Origin of the sequence: Paracoccus sanguinis (assembly GCF_012689545.1) — a bacterium.
Taxonomy (GTDB): domain Bacteria; phylum Pseudomonadota; class Alphaproteobacteria; order Rhodobacterales; family Rhodobacteraceae; genus Paracoccus; species Paracoccus panacisoli.
Map to the genome: position 1 here is coordinate 1,606,885 of NZ_CP051542.1, position 21,968 is coordinate 1,628,852.

Below are 21,968 nucleotides of genomic sequence, written 5' to 3' on the forward strand. Positions count from 1 at the left end.
CGCCCGCGGGCCTCTAAAATTGCGTGAGATGGGGCACTCCGCCCTTTCATCTGCCCCGCGTCGCCCGCATCTTTGCGCCATGTTGCGGATCACCGACACCCTCACCCTCGCCGACTGGGAGCTGTCGGAGCAATTCACCCGCGCGCAAGGGCCGGGGGGGCAGAACGTCAACAAGGTCTCGACCGCCGTCGAGCTGCGGTTCGAGGCAGCGCGCTCGCCCCACCTCAGCCCCGCGGTCAAGGCCCGGCTCAGGCGGCTCGCCGGGCGGCGCTGGACTGCGGACGGAGCGGTGGTGATCCAGGTCCAGGACACCCGCAGCCAGGCCCGCAACCGCGAGATCGCGCGCGAGCGGCTGGCCGCGCTCATCGCCCAGGCGCTGGTCGCGCCGCGGCCGCGGATCGCCACGCGCCCGACGCTGGGCAGCGAGCGGCGGCGGCTCGCCGCCAAGACCCGGCGCGGCGCGGTCAAGGCGCTGCGCGGTGCCGTCGGCCCGGGGGACGAGACGTGAGCGCCCTGCGCCGGCGGCTCGGCCGGCTGTTCGGGGCGCGGCATCCGCGGATGCAGGTCGCGGCGCTCTGCCTCGACCCGGCGACCGGGCGGGTGCTGATGATCACCAGCCGCGGCACCGGGCGCTGGATCATCCCCAAGGGCTGGCCGATGTCCGGCCGTTCGATGGCCGAGGCCGCCCTGCAAGAGGCGTGGGAGGAGGCGGGCGTCCGCCCCCAGCCCGACGCTCCGATGCTCGAACTCGGGCGCTATCACTATGACAAGATGCAGGATTCGGGCTTCGGCATCCCGGTCGAGGTGCGGGTGTTCCTGATCCGCGTGGCCGCCCTCGCCGACAGCTTCCCCGAGGCGGGCGGGCGCGAGCGGCGCTGGGTGGCCCCGGCCGAGGCCGCGACGATGGTGGCCGAGCCCGAGCTTGCCGCCCTGCTGCGCGGCCTGGCCGCCCGCGCGGCCTGAGCCCGGATCGCACCCCCGATCATGGAACTGCGGTTTCTCGACAAGGACCTCGACCGGATCGCCAACGCCGAAAGCGCCGGGTTCTACTCGGGCCGGCCGGTGCGGCAGCTCGGCGTGGCGCTGGTCTTTGCGGCGCTGGCGACGGTCGCGGGCGCCACGCTGACCGGCGCCGGCGGGTCGGCGATGCTGGCCGCCGGGGTGATGGTGGGGGCGTTCCTCGCGCTGTCGATCGGGGCCAACGACACGGCGAACGCGATGGGGCCTGCGGTCGGCGCGGGGGCGATCTCGATGCGCGCCGGGCTTGCGCTCGTCGCCGTGGCCGAGATCGCCGGCGCGCTGACCGCCGGCGCGCGGGTCAGCGCCACGCTGACCTCGGACATCCTGCCGGCGGCGGGGGCGGGCGGGACGGACGCGGCGGCGGTGATGCTGGCCGCGATGATCGCCGCCGCCATCTGGATCACGCTGGCCACCTGGGCCGGGGCGCCGGTCTCGACCACCCACGCGGTGGTGGGCGGTATCGCCGGGGCGGGGGCGGCGCAATTCGGGCTCGACGCGCCGCACTGGGGCGGCATCGCGCGGATCGCGGCGGGCTGGCTCGTCTCGCCGGTCATCGCCGGGGCGATCGGGGCGGCGTTGCTGGCGCTGCTGCGCGCCCGCATCCACCGCGCGCCGGACCGGATCTCGGCCGGGGTGCGCTGGCTGCCGGTGCTGGTCGGCGCGGTGGCCGCGGTGCTCGGCGGCTATGCGCTGACGCTGGGGCCGGTGCGATGGTGGGCGGCGCTGCCGCTGTCGGCGCTGGCGGCGGTCGCGGGCTGGTGGCTCGCCCGGCGGCGGCTCAGGGCCGAGCGGCTGGCCGGCCGCCGCCCGCGCGAGGTGACCGAGCGGCTGTTCGGCCCGCCGCTGATCGCCGCCGCGGTGCTGATCGCCTTTGCCCACGGCGCCAACGACGTGGGCAACGTGGTCGGGCCGCTGTCCGTCATCGCACGGCAGGGCGACGGCGGCGGTGAGGTGACGCCGACGTGGCTCGCCATGGGCGGGCTGGGCTTCGGCCTTGGCGCGATGCTCTTCGGGCGGCGGCTGGTGGCGATGGTCGGCAGCCGGATCACCCGGCTGAACCCGGCCCGCGCGCTCTGCGTCGCGCTCGCCACCGCGCTGGTTCTGCTGGGGGCGACGTGGCTGGGGCTGCCGGTATCCTCGACCCACGTCGCCCTCGGCGGGGTGTTCGGGGTCGGGTTCTACCGCGAGTGGGACGAGCGCCGCATGGCCGCCGCCGCCGCGCCCGCCGCCCGGGCCCCGCTGCCGCCCGAGGAGGCGCACCGCCGCCGCCTCGTCCGCCGCTCGGCGGTGCTGCGGACGCTGGCCGCCTGGGCGGTCACGGTGCCGAGCACCGCGCTGCTGGGCGCCGGCCTCGCCTGGGCCATAGCCTAGCGGCGGGCCGCTAGTGCCGGGCGCCCGGGCGCGCGGCCGAGGTCAGCACGACCTGCCGCGCCACTTCCTCTTGCGGGGTGTGCGAGATGTCGGGACGGAAGCGCAGCGCCAGCCGGTAGGTGCCGTCCTCGATGTCGATCTCGGCATCGCTGTCGAGCTGCATGGCGAACGCCTCGATGAGCTGGCTGCCAAGGCCCGTGCCGTCGTGGTCGGGCTGCACCGCGCCCAGCGAGTTCTCGATCTCGAGCACCGCCCAGCCTTCGGGATCCATGCGCAGGCTGATGCGCACGAACGGCCGCGCCCCGTCGGACGCGCCCGCGTATTTCAGCGCATTGGTGAAGGCCTCGGTCGTCAGCAGGGTCAGCGGCACGGCCTGGTCGGGCTGCAGCACCAGCGGCTCGAGCTCGGTCTGCACGTCCATCGCCGCCCCGGTCATGATCGAGGCCGACGACATCTGCCCGATGATCTCACCGATCAGCCGGTCGGCCGAGACCGAATCGAGGTGCTCGGCCTGGTAGAGGTTCTTGTAGATGGTGGCGAGCGACGCCACCCGGTCCTGCACCGAGCGCAGCACCCGCTTGGCATCGGTGTCGTCGATCATCCGGCTCTGCATGTTGATGATCGAGGCGATAAGCTGGAGGTTGTTCTTGACCCGGTGGTGGACCTCTTTCAGCAGCACGGTCTTTTCCGCCACCGCTTCCTCCATCGCCGCCTCGTCGCGGATCAGGATGCGGGCCATGTTGTGGAAGGTCGCGCTCACGTCGCGGATCTCGGCCGGCGCGGCTTCGAGCACCGGCGGGGGATTGCTGCGGTCGCCGAGCGCAAAGCGGCGCATCTGCCCGCGCAATTCGCGGACGTGGCGCAGCACGAGGCGGTAGACGGCGAAATACGCCACCCCCAGCGACGCCGCCCACAGCGCCAGCGGGAACAGGATCGCGGCAAAGCGCGAGAGGTTCAGACCGGCGATGCCCGTCTCGCGCGGGCTCCAGCTGCCCAGCGCATAGACGAGGTCGGGGACCACCGGCACGACGGCGAACACCCGCTGCTCGCCCGAGTTCGAGCGCGCCCGGAACGACGTGTCCGAATGGCTGACGAGCGAGGCAAGCGTTTCGCCCTGCGGCAGGATCGGGGTCGGGTCGCCGGTCGCGCCGAGATCGCCCGACAGCGCCTGCCCGGCCCGGCTAAAGGTCAGGATGCGCGCGCCCTCGGCCCAGTAGGACTGCGAATGAGTCGAGCGTAGCAGGTCCTGCGAGAGCGACAGCGCGACATAGCCCAGAAGCTCGGTGCCGCGGAACAGCGGCTGCGAGACGATCACCACCTCCTCACCCGATGCCGTGCCGCGGGCCGCGGCCGAGATGAGAGTCCCCGGGTCGCGCATAAACGCCTGGTAATGCGGCGAGCCGGTCAGGTCGATGACCCGTCCGGTGGACGAGCAGACGTTGCGGCCGGCTAGGTCGGTGAACCCGGCGTAGACATAGGTCCCGCTGCGCTGGACATACTGGTGCATCGCTTCCGAGCAGGCTGCAGGATCCTCGATCAGCGTCAGGATCGAGGCGCCGAGCGCGTCGGCGGTGCCGATGGTGCTTTGCAGCAGCGCCCGTTCACCCGCCGCCGCCGTCGCCGTGCGGCCCTGCAACGCCAGCTCGCTCGACCGTTCGGCCTCGCGCGACAGGTGCAGGGTCTGGATGATCGAGATCATCCCGATCGGCAGGATGGCGATGCTGAGCAGCGCCCCGAGGCGGAAGCCGAGCCTGCCCGCAATGCCGTCCCACCGCATGACGGCCTACCGCGAGACGGGCTGGTTCACCGCCATCACGGCCAGCGTCGAGGCGTCGGTCATGTCGAGTTCCTCGCCCTCGGCCATGTGCATCAGCTCGGCCAGCTTGCGGCGGCCGCGGTTGGCGCGCGACTTGACCGTGCCGACCGCGACCCCGGTCATCGCCGCGGCTTCTTCGTACGAGAAGCCCGAGCCGCCGACGAGGATCAGCGCCTCGCGCTGCTCGTCCGGCAGTTGCTGGAACGCGGCCTTGAAGTCGTTCATGGCCAGCCGCCCGTCATGCTCGGGCCGCGTCGCCTGCCGCGCGGCGTGGATGCCGTCGCTGTCGTTGACCTCGCGCCGGGTCTTGCGACGGGCGGAATAGAAGGTGTTGCGCAGGATGGTGAAGAGCCACGCCCGCAGGTTGGTGCCGGGCTGGAACTTGTCCATGTTGGTCCACGCCTTGACGATGGTGTCCTGCACCAGGTCGTCGGCCGACGCGCCCTCGCGGGTCAGCGACAGCGCAAACGCCCGCAGCGCGGGCAGGTGATCCACCAGCTCGTCGCGCGGATTGCCGACGGCGGCGGGCCGGGGAGAGGCCGCAGATGTCATGGGACTCATTCCTGCTCGCGCAGGCGCTCGAGAAGCGAAAGGAACCTGTCAGGCACGTCCTGCAAGGCATCCTGTTCATAGACGCGCCGGAGATTCTCGTCGATCTGCTTCTCCAGGGCGGCGCGCTTCCGTTCTTCCCGCCTCGTGTTCATATATTTGTTTGTCCCGGAAATCTTGTGTGCACGTTGCCCAACCGTTACAGCACCTCAAGGTTCCCCGACAGGGATCAAATTGAGGAAAGCCATGTCCGCAGCTGATCTTGCGCAATCCATCGGCCGCGAGCTGCCGTATCTGCGCCGCTATGCACGCGCCCTGACAGGCAGCCAGACCGCCGGCGACAACTACGCCGCCGCCACGCTCGAGGCGATCCTCAGCGACCGTTCCCTGATGGACGGCGAAGAGACCCGCATCGGGCTGTTCCGCACCTTCCACGCCATCTGGCAGAGCTCGGGCCAGCCAGTCGCGGCGGACGAACAGTCCTCGCGCGAGGCGGTGGTCCAGCAGCACCTTCGCGGCCTGACCGCCAACTCGCGCGAGGCGCTGCTGCTGCGCACGATCGAAGAGCTGCGCTACGACCAGATTGCGCGGATCATGCAGACCGATCAGGACGAGGCCGAAGAGCTGGTCCAGATCGCCCTGAACGAGATGGGCCGGGCAATCCGTGGCCGGGTGATGATCATCGAGGACGAGACGATCATCGCCATGGACCTCAAGGGCATCGTGCAGGCGATGGGGCACGAGGTGACCGGCATCGCCCGCACCCACACCGCCGCGATCGAGCTCGCCGGCGACCGCCGCCCGGACCTGATCCTCGCCGACATCCAGCTGGCCGACGGCTCGTCGGGCATCGACGCGGTGAACGAGCTGCTGGGCAGCATGGGCGACCTGCCGGTGATCTTCATCACCGCCTTCTCCGAGCGGCTTCTGACCGGCGACCGGCCGGAGCCTGCGTTCCTGATCTCGAAGCCCTATTCCGAGGAACAGGTGCGTTCGGCGGTGTCGCAGGCGATGTTCTTCGCCTCGACCGACGGGCTGGGCGTGGCCTGAGCCATCCCCCTCTGGAATGACCAACGGCGCCCCGCGGGGCGCCGTTTTCGTTTCCCGGCCGGGTGCGGGGCCCTCAGACCGGCACGTAGCGGTCGCGGTCGAGCATCGTCAGCTCGCCCTCGCGGATATCGTGCATCAGCCCGTGCAGCGTCAGCTGGCCGGATTCGACCGCCGCCACCACGAAGGGGAAGGTCAGCAGGTTCTCCAGCGAGACCTTGACCGCCACCCGCTCGAGCGCCGGCACCTGCTCTTCGAGCGGCAGGTCGCGCACCTGCTCGTAGCCCGGCCGCAGGATATCCATCCAGCGGCCGACGAAGCTCGTCGCCTCCTCAAGCTCGGGGGCGGCGCCCGAGCACATGGCGTGGCAGCCGGCGACGCCGCCGCACTGGCTGTGGCCCAGCACAATGAGATGCGCGACCTTGAGGGTGTTGACGGCATATTCCACCGCCGCCGAGGTGCCGTGCTGCAACCCGTCCGGCGCATAGGGCGGCACGAGGTTGGCGACGTTGCGGTGGATGAAGAACTCGCCCGTGTCGGCGCCGAAGATCGAGGTGACGTGGACCCGGGAATCGCAGCACGAGATCACCATCGCCCGCGGCCGCTGCCCCTCGTCGGCGAGGCGGCGGTACCAGGCGCGGTTTTCCGCGTACGAGGTCGCGCGCCAGCCGTGGTAGCGCTGGACCAGATAATGCGGCAAGGGACGGGCGTTGAGCATCGGAACTGCCTCTCTCGCGGGTGGCTGACGGCCGGACTGCCCGTCGAGATAGCCGCCGGACGCCTAAACTTCGAGAGGTTTCTCGCGGCCGCAGCAAGGATTTCTTAGCGGCTTGGCGCCATCCTGCCCGGACGTGTGGGGACACGTGGGAAAAGGGGTGACGTGATGGGGAACCTGACGGTTCTGGCCATGCAGGAGCCTGTGCAGGTCGATGTGCGACGGCTGGGCGAGATCGTGAACGAGCTGGGCGAAAGCGCGGCGCAGACGATCATCTGCGCGGCGATGGAGCAGCTTGCGGCGGCGCTGGCCGGCGCGCGCGAGGCGGCGATGGCGGGCGACATGGCGCGGCTGGCCGAACGGGCCGAGCTGCTGTCGCGGCTGGCCTGGCAGGTGGGCCTGCCGGGGCTGGCCGGGGTGGCGGTGGACGTGCTCGCCTGCGCCGAGCGCCGCGATGCGACGGGTTTGGCGGCGACGCTGGCGCGGATGATGCGGATCGGCAACCGCTCGCTGACCGAGATCTGGGACGGCACGCTGCCCTCGGGCTGACGCCGGCGCCGCGGCACCCGGTGGCGCTGCTGGCGGGGTATTTGGGCCAGAAAGAAACCCTGCTTGCGGGGGCCCCGCGCAGGCGCGAGAGGCTGCGCTCAGGCGATCCTGAGCCGCGCGTCCGCCTCGGCGCGGGCGGCAAACCACGCCGCCTCGGCCGCGAAGTCATGCGGCACGTCGGCCTTGCCGCGCGAGCCGCTGAGGGACAGCGAGGCGAAGAAGTCGAAGCCATAGAGCGTCAGCCCCGCCACCGGCGCCGCCAGCACCAGCGCCGCGGTCATGATCCCGGTCGAGGGCGGCGCGCCGAGCGCCTGCTCCAGTTCGCGGACCGCGGGCAGCGGGTGCAGGTAGAACCCCGGGCTGTGCGCCGTCTGCCAGTCCAGCCGCTTGCGCTTGGGCGACATCCACAGGATGCGCCGCGGCGCGAGGCGGGCGCGGTCCGCCGCGGGCAGGCGCATCGCCAGCGCCAGCCAGTCGGTGCGGCTGCCGTGGCTCGCCGGATCGGGCATCGGCGCGCGGTTGATGCGGATCACCAGATCGGCCGCGTCGATCGCCGCGCCATGCCGCGCCTCGGCCAGCGCCCGCGCGTTGCCGACCAGCGCCACCCGCTGCCCGGCCAGCGCCTGCTCCAGCGCCGCGGGGGCGACCGAGAGGGTCTTGAGCAGGCCCTCGTTGCGAAGCGTCCGGGCGGCGTAGAAGCGAAGCGGGGTCATCGGGGCACCTTTCGCGCCATCATGACCCGCCCGCCGCGGCGGCGCCAGAGGCTCGGCCCGACGCGCGCCGCCCCCCCCCTCGGGCTGGACCCAAATATCCCCGCCGGAGGCATCCGGCGGCCCAACCCGCGCCGCGGTCCGTCAGCGCGCCCCAGCCTCACCCAGCAGACGCCGATAGACGCCGACGATGGCCCGCGCCTCGGCCTCGATCCCGTGGTGCGCGGCGACATGGGCGCGCGCCGCCTCGCCCGCGAGCGCCCGCCCCGCCGGGTCGCCGAGCCAGCGGTCGAGCGCCGCCGCCAGCGCCGCCCCGTCGCCGGCGTCGATCAGCGTGCCGGTCTCGCCGTCGCGGATCAGCGCCTCATAGGCCCCGACCCGCGCCGCCACCACCGGCACCCCGCAGGCCATCGCCTCGAGCGGGGTGAGGCCGAACCCCTCCCACCGCGCCGGGGCGGCGAAGAGGTCGAGCGTCTGGTAGTGGCGCACCACCGCCTCCCACGGCAGTTCGCCGAGGAAGCGGATGCGGTCCGACAGGCCCGCCGCGGCGATCCGGGCGATCAGCGCATCGGCGAAGCCGCGGTTGTCGGCGGTGATCCGGCCGGTGAAGACGAGCTGCGCGTCCGGGTGGCGCGGAAAGACCTCCAACGCGGCCTCGACCAGCAGATCGACGCCCTTCTGCGCCCGGACCCGGCCGAAGCAGCCGATCAGCACCGCGTCGGGGTCGAGCCCCAGCGCCCGGCGCAGCGCCGCGCGGTCGGGGGCGGGGTGGAACACCCCGGTGTCGACCCCATGGAGGATGACCGTCGCGGGCCGCTCGAGGTAACTCGCCGCCTGCGGCGAGGTGGCGATCAGCGCGTCCTGGCGGCGGATCAGCCAGCGGGTGAAACCGGTGTGGCGGCGCTGCGCCGCGCTGGTGAAGAGCAGCCGGTAGCGCCGCCCGAGCAGGTGGCGCACGATCAGGCCCAGCGCCATCTCGGTATTCCGCCGCGCGTGCCAGACCCGCCAGCGGTCGCGCGGCAGGGTGGCGGCGCGGGTCAGCGGAATGTGTGGCAGCTCGGGCGGCAGCCCCGGCCCGGTCGCCACGATGCCGATCATCCGTGCCTGCACCGGGATCAGCCGCACCACCGTGGCGGTCACCCCCGACAGGCGGCGCTTGAGGTTCGGGGCGACGACCTCGATCCGGTCGGGCGAGCGGGGGGTCTCAGGCATCGGCAGGCTCGGCAGGGGCGAGAAGGAAGATCGCGAAGCCGATCACCAGCGGCACGAGGAAGAACAGGAACAGCATCGCGTAGGCCTCGGGCGGGGCATAGCGCGCCTCGGCCGCCGCCGACAGCGGGCGCGAGGCGAACTGCATCATCCCGACCCCGCCGATCGAGGCCATGTTGAGCAGCGTCATCCCCCGCCCGACCAGCGCGGGCGACAGGAACCGCCGGGCATGGGCCATGAGCAGCGTGTAGTTCGTCCCCGTCAGCCCCACGGCGCCCAGAAGGACGATGGCCGGCGCGAGCCCCCAGTCGGGTGCGAGCCACAGGACCGACAGCGCCGCGACCGACAGCACATGGCCGATCAGCACCGCCCGCCGCACCCCGCCCACCGCAGCGACGAACGCCCCCGCGCCGAGGTTGCCCACCACCATGGCGATTCCCATGACCAGCGTGGCCCGGCCCACGGTCACGTCGTCGGCCCCGAACACGTCGCGCAGATAGGGCGAGGCCCACAGCCCGCGCAGCGCCGCCGAGCTGGCGTAGCTGACAAGGATCAGCGGCAGCATCAGCCGCAGCGTGGGCAGCGCGAACAGCGCCGACAGCCGCCCCCGCGGCGCGCCCCCGTGGTGGACCGGGTCGCGCACCGTCAGCGCCAGCGCCGCCGCCACGGCCAGCGTCACCGCCGCCATCAGCCACAGCGATTCCCGCCAGCCGATGGCATGGATGAGTGAGACGAGCGGCGCGGCGCCGAGGATGTTGCCGGCCGAGCCCAGCCCCACCATCGCCCCGGTCAACGCCCCGAACCGCGCCGGCGGGTAGTCGTGGGCGAAGATGTAATAGGCCGCCATCAGCGCCGGCGCGCAGCCGATCCCGATCAGCCCCATGGCGACGTGCAGGTGCCACGGCGCCTGCGCCAGCGCAAAGATCGCCGCCCCGCCGGCGCCGCCCACCGCCAGCACCACCGCGGCGGTCCGGCGCGGCCCGATCCGGTCCAGCGCCCAGCCCACCGGCAGCTGCATCAGCGCGAAGGTCAGGAACCACATCCCCGACGACAGCGCGAGATCGCCGGGCGTCGCCCCCAGCTCGGTCTGCAGCGTCTGGCTGAGGACGGCGAGGAAGGCGCGGTAGAACTGGCTCAGCGTATAGCCGAGCGTCAGCGCGATGATCCCGGCGTTGAGAAAGCTCGACATGGTGCCCTGCCTGATGGTCGCGCCGACGCTGGGCCAAGCGCCGCCCGGTTGCAACCCGAGGCGGCCCACCACGCTAGCAGACGCGTCACGCCCTCACAGTCGCCCCAGCGCCGCGGCAAGCCACAGCGCCGCCTGCGACACCGGCCCCTGCCGGCGGAACCCGCCGCGCGCCATCGCCACCAGCCGGTCGGCCATCTCGCCATGATGCAGCGCCGTGAAGGCGTCGAGCACCCGGCGGTTCTCGTCGGTCAGAAGGTGCCGCACCGGCGTCAGCGCGGCGAGCGTCTGCGCCCCCCACGCGCGGTGCCCGCCGCCGAGCATCCGCGTGAAGCTCTCGAGCCGCGCCCGCGGCCCGGCGTTGCCGCCGACCACGTTGCCCTCGTGCTGGCGGTAGAGCACCGTCTCGGCCGGATCGAGGATCACCGTGCCCCCCGCCCCGGTCACAAGCTGGTAGAGCCACCAGTCGTGCATCACCACCGGCGGGGTCAGCGGCTCGGCCGCGCGGACCAGCGCCAGCGCCGCGGGGTTCAGCACCGCGGTGTTGCCCTGCACGAGGTTCTGCACCAGCGCGTGGCGGAAGGACGGCGGATAGGGCGGCCGCGACGCGCCGATAAGCCGCAGCGCCGGATCGCAGAGCGTGACCCGGCTGCAATAGAGCGCCGGCCGCCCCGCCGGCACCGCCGCCAGCGCCGCGAGCGCCCGGGCGAGCTTGCCCGGCCGCCACACGTCGTCCTGATCGGCCAGCGCCGCCCAGCCGGCCGCCTCGGGCACGCCCGCCAGCAGGGCGCGGAAGTTCGCCGCCGCCCCCTGCCCGGGGCCGCGGGTCAGCGTGACCCGGCCCGGATGGGCATCGGCGAAGCCGCGCACGATCCCCGGCCCCGCATCGGTCGAGCCGTCGTCCGAGACGACCAGCCGCCACGGCACCTCCTGCGCGGCAATGCTGTCGAGCTGCGCGCCAAGGAACCGCTCGCCCTGATAGAGCGCGAGCAGCACCACCCCCGGCGGGGGCGATCGGGTCTCTGGCATCTCGGTTCCGGTCATTGCGCCCTCGGCTCTGGCAGATGAGCGCCCAACCGTCTAGCCTGAGCGGCACGGCGGCCCGCCAGAGGCCGCGCCACAGACCTCGCCGAGCAGGACAGGGACAGACCATGCAGATCATCGGACCGGACATCGAACCCCAGCTCGACTGGATCGCCCTGACCGACGCGCTCGCCCAGGGTCACGAGCTGCCCCGCGCCGAGGTGGCCGACAGCTTCCTCTACCGCGGCGACGACACGCTGCTGACCCGCAGCGCCTGGATCGACGGGCTGGGGCTGGCGATCAAGCCGGCGGCGATCTTTCCCGGCAACCCGCGCCGGGGCCTCGCCATGATCAACGGCGTGGTCAACCTGCTGGACGATGTGACCGGAGAGCTGCGGGCGCTGGTCGATTTCCACCTCGTGACCAAGTGGAAGACGGCGGGCGACAGCCTGCTGTCGGCGCGCCGGCTGGCGCGGCCGGATGCGCGGCGGGTGCTGCTGATCGGCGCGGGCCACGTGGCCGAAAGCATGATCGACGCCTACCGCGCCATGATCCCCGATGCCGAGATCAGCATCTGGAACCGTTCGCCCGAGGCCGCCCGCGCGCTGGCCGACCGGCGCGAGGCGCGGGCCGTGGCCGACCTCGAGCCCGCGGTCCGCGATGCCGAGATCATCGCCACCGCGACCATGGCCACCAGCCCGGTGCTGCACGGCGAGTGGATCTCGCCCGGCACCCACGTGGACCTGATCGGCGCCTACCGCCCCGACATGCGCGAGGGCGACGACGAGCTGCTGCGCCGGGCGCGGCTGTTCGTTGACAGCCGGGCCACAACCATCGGCCACATCGGCGAGATCCAGATCCCGCTCGACGCAGGCACCATCCGCGAAAGCGACATCCTCGCCGATTTCTACGACCTGCCGGCCGGGGCCTATGGCCGGCGGTCGGATGACGAGATCACCGTCGCCAAGAACGGTGGCGGCGCGCATCTGGACCTGATGACGGCGCGCTACATCCTCTCGGCGGCCGAAGGCTGAGCGCCGTCCCTCAGGCCGCCGCCGCCGAGCCGCGCGGCAGGGCGGCCGAGGGCGCCTCGCGCACCGGCAGGTGGATCAGCGCCGAGAAGGCGCCGACGCCCACGCCGACCCACCAGACGAGCGTGTAGTCGCCGTAGAGGTCATAGAGCTTGCCGCCCAGCCAGACGCCGAGGAACGACCCGAGCTGGTGGGACAGGAAGACGAAGCCGTAAAGCGTCCCCATGTAGCGCAGCCCGTAGATATAGGCGACGAGCCCCGAGGTCAGCGGCACCGTGGCGAGCCACAGCGACCCCATCGCCAGCGAGAAGATCAGCACCGTCGCCGGGGTGATCGGGGTCAGGATGAACCACGCCGCGACCAGCGTCCGCAGCGCATAGATCCCGGCCAGCAGGTACTTGCGCGGATAGCGCTTCCCCAGCCACCCGGCGAGGATCGAGCCGCCGATGTTGGCCAGCCCGATCACCGAGATCGCCACCGCGCCCAGCGCCGAGGTGGTGGTGATGCCCAGCGCGGCCAGGCTGCCGTCCGGGGCAATCGGCCCGCACATCTCGGTCACCATCGCCGGGAAATGCGCGGTGATGAAGGCGAGCTGGTAGCCGCACGAGAAGAACCCGGCGAAGATCATCAGATAGCTCGGGTCGGTGAAGGCGCGGCGCAGGACGGCGCCCATGCTCTCCTCGAGCTCGGACCGGCTGGCGGGACGGGCGTTGCCGAGCATCGGCAGGAACAGCAGCACCGTCAGCACCAGCGCGGCAAAGACCATGAACACCTGCTGCCACGGCAGGAACGCGAGCAGCCCCTGCGCCAGCGGTGCGCCAACCACCTGTCCGGCCGAGCCCGCGGCGGTGGCGATCCCCAGCGCGAGGCTGCGGTTCTCATCGCTCGCCGCGCGGCCGACGATGGCGAGGATCACGCCGAACCCCGTCCCGGCGATGCCGAAGCCGACCGCGACCTCCCACAGCTGCATCGCCTCGGGGGTGGTGGCGACCGCGGTCATGACCAGCCCCAGCGCATAGAGCGCCGCGCCCAGCACGATGGCCACCTTGTCGCCCCAGCGCTCGGCCAGCGCCCCGAACAGCGGCTGGCCGATGCCCCAGGCGAGGTTCTGGATCGCGATGGCCAGCGAGAACTCGGCCCGCGGCCAGCCGAAGGTCTCGGCGATGGGGATCTGGAAGACGCCGAAGCTTGCCCGCATGGCGAAGTTGATGAGCAGGATGATCGACCCGCCGATCAGCACGGGGGTGAAGAGCCGCGCCGACGAGGCGCTGAGGGTCTGCGGATGCGGCATGATGGGCGCTTTCGCGGCAGGTTGATGACGCCACGTGACAGCTTGTCGCAGGGCCGGTCAATGGGACCGCCCCCGCGCCCGCTGCAGGGCGGCCATGCGTCCCGGCGAAGGCTGCCGCGCGGGGCGGTCAGCCGGCCAGACGCTGCGCGGCGGCCAGCCCCGCATGGCGGCCGGTGGCGAGGCAGGCTGTCAGCAGATAGCCGCCGGTCGGCGCCTCCCAATCCAGCATCTCGCCGGCGGCGAAGACCCCCGGCCGGGCGGCGAGTTCAAGCGTCGGGCGCAGGCTGCCCAGCGTGATCCCGCCCGCCGACGAGATCGCCCGCTCCAGCCCCTGCACCCCGTCGTGCCGGATCGGCAGCGCCTTGATCCGGGCGGCGAGCGCGCCGGGATCGCCGGGCAGGGGCCGCCCCCACTCGAACAGCAGCGCCACCCGGACCGGATCGCCCAGCACCCGTCGCAGCCAGTTGCCGACCGACAGCTTGCCCCGCGGCCGGGCGAGCCGCGCCGCCAGCGTCGGCGCGTCGAGGTCAGGCGCGAGGTCCACGACCCCCGCCGCCCTGTCGCGCAGCGCGGCCGAGACCTCGTAGATCCCGCCGCCCTCGGCGCCGTGGCGGGTCACCACCCACTCGCCGCGGCTGGACAGCCCGCCCGCCGCCAGCCGCGTCCCCTTGATCGCGGTGCCAAAATGCCGGTCCATGGCGGGCGACCAGGCGACCCGCAGCCCCATGTTGGCCGGGCGGAACGGCGCCACCTCGGCCCCCTCGGCCCCGAGCCACGGCACCCACGCCGCATCCGAGCCGAGCCGCGGCCAGCTGGCCCCGCCGAGCGCCAGCACCGTGACCGCGGGGCGCAGCGCGCGCCCCCCCTCGGGCGTCGCAAAGCGCAGCGCATCTCCGGCGAATCCCTGCCAGCGCCAGCGGCTCCGCAACTCGACCCCCGCCGCCCCCAGCCGCGCCAGCCAGGCGCGCAACAGTGGCGAGGCCTTCATGCCGACCGGAAACACCCGGCCGGTCGAGCCGGCGAACAGCGCGATTCCCAGCCCTTCGGCCCAGGCCCGCACCTCGGCAGGGCCGAAGCCCGCGACGATCGCCTGCAAGTCTTTCTGGCTTAAATACCCCTCGACGTCGCCCGCGCCCCCGGCGATGCGGGCGGCAAACGCCGCCACGGGCTCGTCGCGGGTCAGGTTCAGCCCGGACTTGCCGGCCATGAGGAACTTGCGCGCCGGGGTCGGCATCGCCTCGGCGACGACCACCGGCACGCCCGCCGCGCCCAGCGTCTCGGCCGCCATCAGCCCGGCCGGCCCGGCGCCGATCACCAGAGCCGGGATCGCCTCGCTCACCGTGCCATTCACCGCTGGCCCCGCGGCATCATCGCCAGCCGGATCAGCGCCCGCTCCATCACCGCCATCGCCGGCGCCCGCGATGAGGAGCGGAGCGTGAGGTCGGTCCCGACCAGCTCGTGCATCGCGTCCTCGAGCGCGCGCATCCCCCAGCCCTGCGCCTGCCGCGCCATCCGGTCGCGGCGCGGGCCGAAAAGCGGCGGGCGCAGCTTGCCCAGCCCCGCCTGCACGCCGCCCGGATCGGCGGCGATGCGGTGCAGGGTGCGGAAATGGCGCAGAGCGGCGATGCAGATGGCGACCGGGGCGATGCCCTGCGTCTCGATCCGCCGCATCAGCGGACCCAGCGCATCGGCGCGGCCCTCGGCGGCGGCGTCGATCAGCTCGTCCACCCCGGCCTCGATGGTGGCGGGGGCCAGCGCGGCGATCTCGTCAGCGGTCAGCGGGCTGTCGTCGCCGCGCTTGTAAAGCCCGATCTTGGTCAGCGTCTGGCGGAAATCGCCCGGGTCGATGGCCCGCGACAGCGCCGAGAGGTCGCGCATCGCCGCCGGCGGGACGGCGCGCAGCCCCGCCTCGGCCAGCCAGCGGGCGATCTCTTCCTCGCCCGGCGGCTCGTCATAGACCGGGGCGCAGACCGCCGTCTTGTGCGGCTCGAAGAGCTTGCGCAGCGCCGAGCCCTTGCCGAGCCCCGCGGCGGTCACGACGATCACCGCATCGCCATGCGCCCAGCCGTCCAGCGCCGCGCCGATGGCCGGGGCCGCGGCGTCCGTCGCCTCGTCCACCAGCACCACGCGGGGGCCGGGAAAGAAGCCCACCGCCTTGATCTCGTCCATCAGCCGCGCCCCGTCGCGGCGCAGCTCGGCCCCGGCGATGCGGGTCAGGCGCATCTCGGCCTCGGCGTCCGGGCCGGTCAGCGCCGCCACCGCATCGGCGCGCTTGAGCGCCACGCGCATCGCGTCCTGCCCGTGGATCAGCAGCGCCGGTCGGGTCGGGTCCGGCTTCGCGAGGTAGCGCGCGATCTCGGCGCCCTTCAGCAGCACCTCAGGGCACCGTCGCCAGAAGCCGCGTCACCACCTGATCGGCGAGCGTCACCGCCAGCCGCCCGCGCGCGTCCGCCTCGGCCGCCGTGGTGGCGATGACGGTGCCCACGGTCGAGTGGCTGGTGAAGTTGCTGACCTCGCCCTGCGCCACCACCGCGCCCGAGGCCGCATCGGTCAGCCGATAGGCGGCGGTGCCGTTGAGCGAGAAGCGCGTGGTCACCTCATCCGGGGTGATCGCCTGCGGCAGCACCGCGATCCGCAGCGTATAGGCGAGGTCATAGCGCCCCGCCTCGGCCGGGCCCAGCCGCTCGGTCATGCGGCGCAGGAAGGCGTAGTCGTCGGCGGTCACCGGGTCGGCGACCCGCACCTGCCCGTGCAGCCGCGTGCCCGCGCCCCCCGGCCCGTAGACCGGGGTGAATCCGCAGCCCGCCAGCCCGAACCCGGCCAGCAGCGCCACGGCGAGGGCCGCCCTACGCGACCACATTGACGATCCGCCCCGGCACGACGATCAGCTTTTTCGGCGCCGCGCCGTTCAGGAACTTCTGCACCGCCGGATCGGCGAGGACGAGCGCCTCGACCTCGGCCGCGGCCATGTCGCGCGGCACGGCGATCTCGCCCCGGCGCTTGCCGTTGATCTGGATCGGCAGCGTCACGCTGTCCTCGACCAGCATCGCCGGGTCGGCGTTGGGCCAGGGCGCGTCGACGGCCAGGCCCGCACCGCCGGCCATCGCCCAGACATCCTCGGCCAGGTGCGGCACCATCGGCGCCATCAGCTGCGCCATCACCCGCAGCACCGCGCGCCGCGGCTCGCCCCGCGCCGGCGACTTGCCCAACGCGTTGGCGAGTTCATAGAGCTTGGCCACCGCCTTGTTGAAGGCAAACCCCTCGATCGCGCGGGTGATCTCGTCGATTGCGCGGTGGGTGGCGCGGTCGAGATCGGGGTCGGCCACGTCCTCGGCCCCCGCCCGCCCTTCGTCCGCGAGCCGCCAGAGCCGCGACAGGAACCGCGCCGAGGCCTCGGCCCCCGCGGCGGTCCACTCGACGTCGCGCTCGGGCGGGCTGTCCGACAGCATGAACCAGCGCGCCGTGTCGGCGCCGAGCCGGGTCACGATGTGCACCGGGTCCACGACGTTCTTCTTGGATTTCGACATCTTGGCCGAGGGGATGATCTCGACCGCGGTGCCGTCCGCGAGCTTTCCGTCGCGCACCTCTTCGGGCAGGTGATAGACCGGCCGGCCGCGGTCGTCGCGGGTCAGATAGATCTCGTGCGTCACCATGCCTTGGGTGAAGAGCGCGTCGAACGGCTCCTTCGCGGTTTCGGGCAGGTGGCCGGTGCGGACCATCGCCCGGGCGAAGAAGCGGGAATAGAGCAGGTGCAGGATCGCGTGCTCGATACCGCCGATGTACTGGTCGACGTTCATCCAGTAATCCGCATCCTCCCGCACGGTCGGGGTCAGCGCGTGCGGGGCGGTGAAGCGGGCGTAGTACCAGGACGAATCGACGAAGGTGTCCATCGTGTCGGTCTCGCGCCGCGCCGCGCCGCCGCATTTGGGGCAGGTCGTCTCGCGCCAGGTCGGATGGCGGTCGAGCGGGTTGCCCGGCTGGTCGAAGCTCACGTCGCGCGGCAGCAGCACCGGCAGGTTCTCGGGCGCCTCGGGCACCGTGCCGCAGGCGGGGCAGTGCACCACCGGGATCGGGCAGCCCCAGTAGCGCTGCCGCGAGATGCCCCAGTCGCGCAGGCGGTACCGGGTCACGCCCTCACCCCAGCCGGCGGCCTCGGCGGCCTCGACCGCCGCGGCGACGCCGGCCTCGCCGCTCTGCTCGGGCGGGCCGGCAAAGCCGCGGACGTAGCACACCGGCTCGGACTTGGGCGGCAGGAAGGGCGCCGCAGCCACGAACGCGTCCGCCTCGGCCTCGGTCATCCCCGAGGGGGCGAAGGTGGCGCGGATCGGCAGGCCGTATTTCACCGCGAAGTCGTGGTCGCGCTGGTCATGCGCGGGCGAGCCGAAGATCGCCCCGGTGCCATAGTCCATCAGCACGAAATTGGCGATCCAGACCGGCAGCTCCCACGCCGGGTCCAGCGGGTGGCGCACCTTGATCCCGGTGTCGAGGCCCAGCTTCTCGCCGGTCTCGATCGCCTCTTCGGTGGTGCCGCCCTTGCGGCACTCGGCCACGAAGGCCGCAATGGCCGGGTCATGCTCAAGCGCCTTGGCCAGCGGGTGATCGGGCGAGATCGCCACGAACGAGGCGCCGCGCAGCGTGTCGGGGCGGGTGGTATAGACCTCGATCCGGTCGAAGCCCTCGGGCGCGTCCACCGTCTCGAACCGGAACTGCAGCCCGCGCGAGCGGCCGATCCAGTTGGCCTGCATGGTGCGGACCTTCTCGGGCCAACCCTCGAGCCCGTCGAGCGCCGCCAGCAGCTCCTCGGAATAATCCGAGATGCGGAAGAACCACTGGGTCAGCTCGCGCCGCTCGACCGGGGCGTTCGAGCGCCAGCCCTTGCCGTCGATGACCTGCTCGTTGGCCAGCACGGTCATGTCCACCGGGTCCCAGTTCACCACCGCCGCCTTGCGGTAGATCAGCCCGGCGTCGAGGAAGTCGAGGAACATCCGCTGCTGCTGGGCCACGTAGTCGTCGTCGCAGGTGGCGAACTCGCGGCTCCAGTCGATCGACAAGCCCAACGGCTTCAGCTGCCCGCGCATGGTGGCGATGTTGGCATAGGTCCAGTCGCGGGGGTGGCCGCCCTGCTCCATCGCGGCGTTCTCGGCCGGCATCCCGAAGGCGTCCCAGCCCATCGGGTGCAGGACGCTGAAGCCCTGGGCGCGCTTGAACCGCGCCACCACGTCGCCCATCGTGTAGTTCCGCACGTGCCCCATGTGGATGCGCCCCGACGGATAGGGGAACATCTCGAGCACGTAGTATTTCGGCCGGTCGTCGCGGACGGCCCGGAAGCTGCCGGCATCGTCCCAGGCCTGCTGCCAGCGCGGCTCGCTGTGGGCGGGATCATAGGACATGGCGGACCTCGGCAACTTCTCTGGGGAGGGTGGAACGCACGCCACGCGCGCGCCCGGCGGGTTTAGCCGCCTGCCCCCCGAAGGTCCAGTTGCCCGGCCGGGGCTGCGAGCGCCCGGACGACGCGAATTACAGTTGCCCGTCGCGGACCCTGAGCTGGCGGGCGCGGGTCAGGATCGCATCCTCGACCGCGCGCACGGTGTCGGGCGCCACCGCCGCGCCGCCGGCCCCCTGCAGCGACAGCTTGAGGCTGCGCGCGTCGAGCGCCGGGTCGCTGATCTTGACCGTGGCGCGATAGGCGCGCCCGCCGCCGGGGGGCGTGCCGTAGCCGGTCACGATCACCCCGGTGAACGGGTCGATGGATTGGATCGGCAGGAAGTTGAGGATGTCGAGGCTGGCGTTCCACAGGTAGCGGTTCACCGCGACCTGCTGGTTGCTGGAGTCGCGGCCCGAGAACAGGTCCCAGATGGTCGATTCGCGCTGCTCGGCGACCGGGCGCTTGTTGTGTTCGGACGGGCCGAGGCCGAAGAGCCCGCCTTTCCCGCCGCTGCCCCCGCAGGCGGCCAGCGACAGGACGAGTCCGAGGACGGCAACCGGGCGTGCGGCGCGGAACGGAACGGCGCAAAGGATCATGTCGAGGCTTTCCCCAGAAACGGCGCGGTCGCCCGCGTACGGCGTCGGGCGAGGCATAGCGCGGATTCCCCGCGCGCGACAAGCGCCCCGGCGGGTAACGGGGGTGCGCCGGCCTCGGCGCCTGGCCCCTCGGTTGCGGCGCCGGATCGCCGCGAAATCCTGCGTGGCGCTTGGCTGGAGCGGTGGTACCGGGGGCCGATCCGCCTGCAATTGCAGCCCGCGCAACGGACTGTGGCGCTTGTGCACCACAAAAAAGGCAACCGCCCGGGCGGGGGGGCGCAATCGTTGCAATGCCATGCGGAAAGCGCGACTTATTCCCCATACCCACGCTGGACCAACCGGCAGGGGTGACAGAGAGACATGAGGGAAGCCATGAAAAAGGTTCTTTTCGCCACCAGCGCGCTGGTCGCCTTCGCCGGCGCCGCGTCGGCTGAAGTCGCCGTGTCGGGCGACGCGCGCATCGGTATGCGCTACGACAGCGATCTGTGCGCCAACGCCGCCTGCACCACCACCGACTCGGCCTGGAACGTCGTGAACCGCGCCCGCGTCAAGTTCACCATGACCGGCACCAGCGACTCGGGCCTGGAATTCGGCGCCGAAGTCCGCGCTGAAGAAGCCCAGCGCGCCCGCTACGGCAGCCAGTTCTCGATCGACGAGACCGATGGCACCGTCGTCAACACCTATGCGATCCGCAACGGCCTGTCGGCCGACAAGGGTATCGTCTGGGTGTCGGGTACCTACGGAAAGCTGACCGCCGGCGATATCGACTCGGGCATGGAAAACGCCCTGGGCGACCTGCCGGAAATCGGGATGTCGGGCCTCGATTACCTGAACGAGTTCGGCTATTCGTCGTCGGACTTCGATGACAGCCTCTACAGCGAAGCCGGCCTGCTGTACGAATACAGCATCAATGGTGTGAAGCTGTTCGCGTCGTTCATGGACCAGAACATCGGATATTCGGCCATCGATCGCGACAACAACGCCTACTCGCTGGGCGCCAAGTACGAGATGGCTGGGTATGAGTTCGGCATCGGTTACGAAAAGTCGGACTTCTATATCGACCCGGTGAACTTCGCCGGCATCCCGTATGAAAACACCAGCTGGGGTATCTCGGCCGCGACGGTCTTTAACGAGGTCAAGGTCAAAGGGATCTACGTGACCAGCACGGTCAAGGACATCCCGACCCTGACCGGCGACCTCGACGTTGACCAGTTCGGCGTCGGCGCCGAGTACAAGATGGCGAACGGTGTCGGCTTGGCTGGCTACTGGCGTCGGGTGGCGTACGACACCCCGGCCGACGAGTTCACGGCCGATATCGTTGGTGTGGGCGCGTCCTACGACCTGGGCGGCGGCGCGACCGTAAAAGGTGGCGTGGTCAACGTCTCGGGCGACGACGCTCTCGGCTCCAGCCTGAGCGACCGCACCATGGCCGACTTCGGTCTGGTCTTCAAATTCTGATCCATCCGGATCGGGACGACGGAAAGAGCGGGCCTTGCGCCCGCTCTTTTCTTTTGCGACGCCCGTGACGTGCGCGGCGGTCAGACGCAGAAACGCACGCGGGACATCCTGACGTTTCCGTCTGACGACGACGCTGCCTGAAGTTCCGACGACAGGCGCCGGCGGCTCGGGTGCACAAATGCAAGGAGAATCGCATGGGACTGGACGACATCCGCCGCCGCATCGCCGCGGCCGAGGCCGCCGCCGGGCGTCCTGCGGGCAGCGTCACCCTCGTCGCGGTCAGCAAGCTGCAACCACCCGAGCGGGTCGAGTCAGTCCTCGAGGCCGGAGCCAAGGTGTTCGGCGAGAACTACGTGCAGGAGGCGCAGGGCAAGTGGCCCGCCTGGCGCGAGCGCTGGCCTGACGTGGCGCTGCACCTGATCGGCCCGCTGCAATCCAACAAGGCCCGCGCGGCGGTCGAGCTGTTCGACGCGATCCACAGCCTCTACCGGCTCTCGCTCGCCGAGCGGCTGGCCCGGATCTCGGACGAGACCGGCCGCCGCCCCGAGGTCTTCGTGCAGGTCAACACAGGCGCCGAGCCGCAGAAAGCGGGCGTGCTTCCCGACGAGGCCGACGCGCTGATCGCGGCCGCCCGGCGGCTGGGTCTTAACCTCGTCGGCTGCATGGCGATCCCGCCCGACGACGCCGACCCGCTTCCGCATTTCCGCGCCCTCGCCGCCATCGCCAAGCGCAACGACCTGCCCGGCCTGTCGATGGGCATGAGCGCCGATTTCGAGACCGCCATCGCCGAGGGCGCCACCCACGTCCGCGTCGGGAGCGCCATCTTCGGCGCTCGGACGACGCGCTAGCCGCGCGCAGCTGGCGAGAGGGCCAATCTGCCGAAGGCGGCGGGCGTGACAGCACCTTAATCGGCGCGCAGGCGAGATTTACCCGAGGATTGGAGCCGGGCTGCTTGCAACGGTCAAGGCGTTC

The 21,968-nt window shown here is 72.0% G+C and carries 22 protein-coding genes; 8 read left to right on the top strand and 14 right to left on the bottom strand.

Annotated elements, in window-relative coordinates:
* Positions 1 to 79 precede the first annotated feature (79 nt).
* The 3 genes from arfB to HGN31_RS07655 are packed head-to-tail and all read left to right on the top strand — an operon-like array spanning position 80 to position 2,391.
* On the top strand, positions 80 to 508 hold the full coding sequence (gene arfB, locus HGN31_RS07645) for an alternative ribosome rescue aminoacyl-tRNA hydrolase ArfB (protein WP_036705899.1): 429 nt from the start codon (positions 80 to 82) through the stop codon (positions 506 to 508).
* Positions 505 to 963 (top strand): NUDIX hydrolase, encoded by a 459-nt coding sequence (locus HGN31_RS07650; protein WP_231555442.1) that lies wholly within the window; start codon positions 505 to 507, stop codon positions 961 to 963. Before arfB ends, HGN31_RS07650 begins: the two co-directional genes overlap by 4 nt.
* Positions 964 to 984: 21 nt before the next feature.
* Positions 985 to 2,391, top strand: coding sequence for an inorganic phosphate transporter (locus tag HGN31_RS07655; protein ID WP_168782827.1), 1,407 nt, complete (start codon positions 985 to 987; stop codon positions 2,389 to 2,391).
* A gap of 10 nt (positions 2,392 to 2,401) precedes the next feature.
* Here the strand turns inward: HGN31_RS07655 and HGN31_RS07660 are convergent, their stop codons facing one another.
* The 3 genes from HGN31_RS07660 to HGN31_RS07670 are packed head-to-tail and all read right to left on the bottom strand — an operon-like array spanning position 2,402 to position 4,911.
* The gene (locus tag HGN31_RS07660; protein WP_168782828.1) at positions 2,402 to 4,168 is read right to left on the bottom strand and encodes a histidine kinase dimerization/phosphoacceptor domain -containing protein; all 1,767 of its coding nucleotides are present in this window, start codon (positions 4,166 to 4,168) and stop codon (positions 2,402 to 2,404) included.
* A gap of 6 nt (positions 4,169 to 4,174) precedes the next feature.
* Positions 4,175 to 4,759, bottom strand: a complete 585-nt coding sequence (locus HGN31_RS07665) for an RNA polymerase sigma factor (protein ID WP_231555308.1) — start codon at positions 4,757 to 4,759, stop codon at positions 4,175 to 4,177.
* A gap of 5 nt (positions 4,760 to 4,764) precedes the next feature.
* Positions 4,765 to 4,911: a NepR family anti-sigma factor gene (locus HGN31_RS07670; protein ID WP_036702173.1), complete on the bottom strand. Its 147-nt coding sequence runs from the start codon at positions 4,909 to 4,911 to the stop codon at positions 4,765 to 4,767.
* Between the two features lie 91 nt (positions 4,912 to 5,002).
* On the opposite strand from HGN31_RS07670, the gene HGN31_RS07675 reads away from it, so the two are divergent.
* On the top strand, positions 5,003 to 5,806 hold the full coding sequence (locus HGN31_RS07675) for a response regulator (protein ID WP_036732297.1): 804 nt from the start codon (positions 5,003 to 5,005) through the stop codon (positions 5,804 to 5,806).
* Between the two features lie 73 nt (positions 5,807 to 5,879).
* Here HGN31_RS07675 and HGN31_RS07680 read toward each other — a convergent pair whose 3' ends face one another.
* A complete protein-coding gene (locus tag HGN31_RS07680) occupies positions 5,880 to 6,521 on the bottom strand; it encodes a carbonic anhydrase (RefSeq protein ID WP_036702177.1) in 642 nt (213 codons plus the stop codon).
* Positions 6,522 to 6,686: 165 nt separating this feature from the next.
* Between HGN31_RS07680 and HGN31_RS07685 the strand changes: the two genes are divergently transcribed.
* Positions 6,687 to 7,067, top strand: coding sequence for a hypothetical protein (locus tag HGN31_RS07685; protein WP_036702179.1), 381 nt, complete (start codon positions 6,687 to 6,689; stop codon positions 7,065 to 7,067).
* Between the two features lie 98 nt (positions 7,068 to 7,165).
* Here the strand turns inward: HGN31_RS07685 and HGN31_RS07690 are convergent, their stop codons facing one another.
* The 4 genes from HGN31_RS07690 to HGN31_RS07705 form a co-directional block, all read right to left on the bottom strand.
* Positions 7,166 to 7,780 (bottom strand): glycosyltransferase family 29 protein, encoded by a 615-nt coding sequence (locus tag HGN31_RS07690; RefSeq protein WP_168782829.1) that lies wholly within the window; start codon positions 7,778 to 7,780, stop codon positions 7,166 to 7,168.
* Between the two features lie 141 nt (positions 7,781 to 7,921).
* Complete coding sequence (locus HGN31_RS07695) at positions 7,922 to 8,989, bottom strand: glycosyltransferase family 4 protein (RefSeq protein WP_168782830.1); 1,068 nt, start codon at positions 8,987 to 8,989, stop codon at positions 7,922 to 7,924.
* The gene (locus tag HGN31_RS07700) at positions 8,982 to 10,175 is read right to left on the bottom strand and encodes an MFS transporter (RefSeq protein ID WP_036732303.1); all 1,194 of its coding nucleotides are present in this window, start codon (positions 10,173 to 10,175) and stop codon (positions 8,982 to 8,984) included. The genes HGN31_RS07695 and HGN31_RS07700 overlap by 8 nt, the downstream gene beginning before the upstream one ends.
* 93 nt (positions 10,176 to 10,268) lie before the next feature.
* Complete coding sequence (locus HGN31_RS07705) at positions 10,269 to 11,201, bottom strand: glycosyltransferase (RefSeq protein WP_168782831.1); 933 nt, start codon at positions 11,199 to 11,201, stop codon at positions 10,269 to 10,271.
* Between the two features lie 122 nt (positions 11,202 to 11,323).
* Here HGN31_RS07705 and HGN31_RS07710 point away from each other — a divergent pair, with 122 nt between their 5' ends.
* Positions 11,324 to 12,229, top strand: coding sequence for an ornithine cyclodeaminase family protein (locus HGN31_RS07710; protein WP_036702190.1), 906 nt, complete (start codon positions 11,324 to 11,326; stop codon positions 12,227 to 12,229).
* Positions 12,230 to 12,239: 10 nt separating this feature from the next.
* Here HGN31_RS07710 and HGN31_RS07715 read toward each other — a convergent pair whose 3' ends face one another.
* The 6 genes from HGN31_RS07715 to HGN31_RS07740 form a co-directional block, all read right to left on the bottom strand.
* Positions 12,240 to 13,517, bottom strand: coding sequence for an MFS transporter (locus HGN31_RS07715; RefSeq protein ID WP_168782832.1), 1,278 nt, complete (start codon positions 13,515 to 13,517; stop codon positions 12,240 to 12,242).
* A 127-nt stretch (positions 13,518 to 13,644) separates the two neighbouring features.
* The gene (locus HGN31_RS07720) at positions 13,645 to 14,844 is read right to left on the bottom strand and encodes a BaiN/RdsA family NAD(P)/FAD-dependent oxidoreductase (protein WP_168783862.1); all 1,200 of its coding nucleotides are present in this window, start codon (positions 14,842 to 14,844) and stop codon (positions 13,645 to 13,647) included.
* Positions 14,845 to 14,864: 20 nt separating this feature from the next.
* On the bottom strand, positions 14,865 to 15,893 hold the full coding sequence (holA, locus tag HGN31_RS07725) for a DNA polymerase III subunit delta (RefSeq protein ID WP_168782833.1): 1,029 nt from the start codon (positions 15,891 to 15,893) through the stop codon (positions 14,865 to 14,867).
* 1 nt (position 15,894) lies between these two features.
* Complete coding sequence (lptE, locus tag HGN31_RS07730) at positions 15,895 to 16,377, bottom strand: LPS assembly lipoprotein LptE (RefSeq protein WP_168782834.1); 483 nt, start codon at positions 16,375 to 16,377, stop codon at positions 15,895 to 15,897.
* Positions 16,364 to 18,907, bottom strand: coding sequence for a leucine--tRNA ligase (gene leuS / locus HGN31_RS07735; protein ID WP_168782835.1), 2,544 nt, complete (start codon positions 18,905 to 18,907; stop codon positions 16,364 to 16,366). Before leuS ends, lptE begins: the two co-directional genes overlap by 14 nt.
* A gap of 127 nt (positions 18,908 to 19,034) precedes the next feature.
* Positions 19,035 to 19,538, bottom strand: a complete 504-nt coding sequence (locus tag HGN31_RS07740) for a DUF3576 domain-containing protein (protein WP_036702198.1) — start codon at positions 19,536 to 19,538, stop codon at positions 19,035 to 19,037.
* 372 nt (positions 19,539 to 19,910) lie between these two features.
* Here HGN31_RS07740 and HGN31_RS07745 point away from each other — a divergent pair, with 372 nt between their 5' ends.
* Both HGN31_RS07745 and HGN31_RS07750 read left to right on the top strand, forming a co-directional pair.
* Positions 19,911 to 20,996 carry a porin gene (locus HGN31_RS07745; RefSeq protein WP_168782836.1) on the top strand — a complete coding sequence of 362 codons (1,086 nt, stop codon included), beginning with the start codon at positions 19,911 to 19,913 and terminating at the stop codon, positions 20,994 to 20,996.
* Between the two features lie 194 nt (positions 20,997 to 21,190).
* Entirely contained in the window at positions 21,191 to 21,844 is a 654-nt protein-coding gene (locus HGN31_RS07750) for a YggS family pyridoxal phosphate-dependent enzyme (RefSeq protein ID WP_036708983.1), read from the top strand.
* Positions 21,845 to 21,968 lie beyond the last annotated feature (124 nt).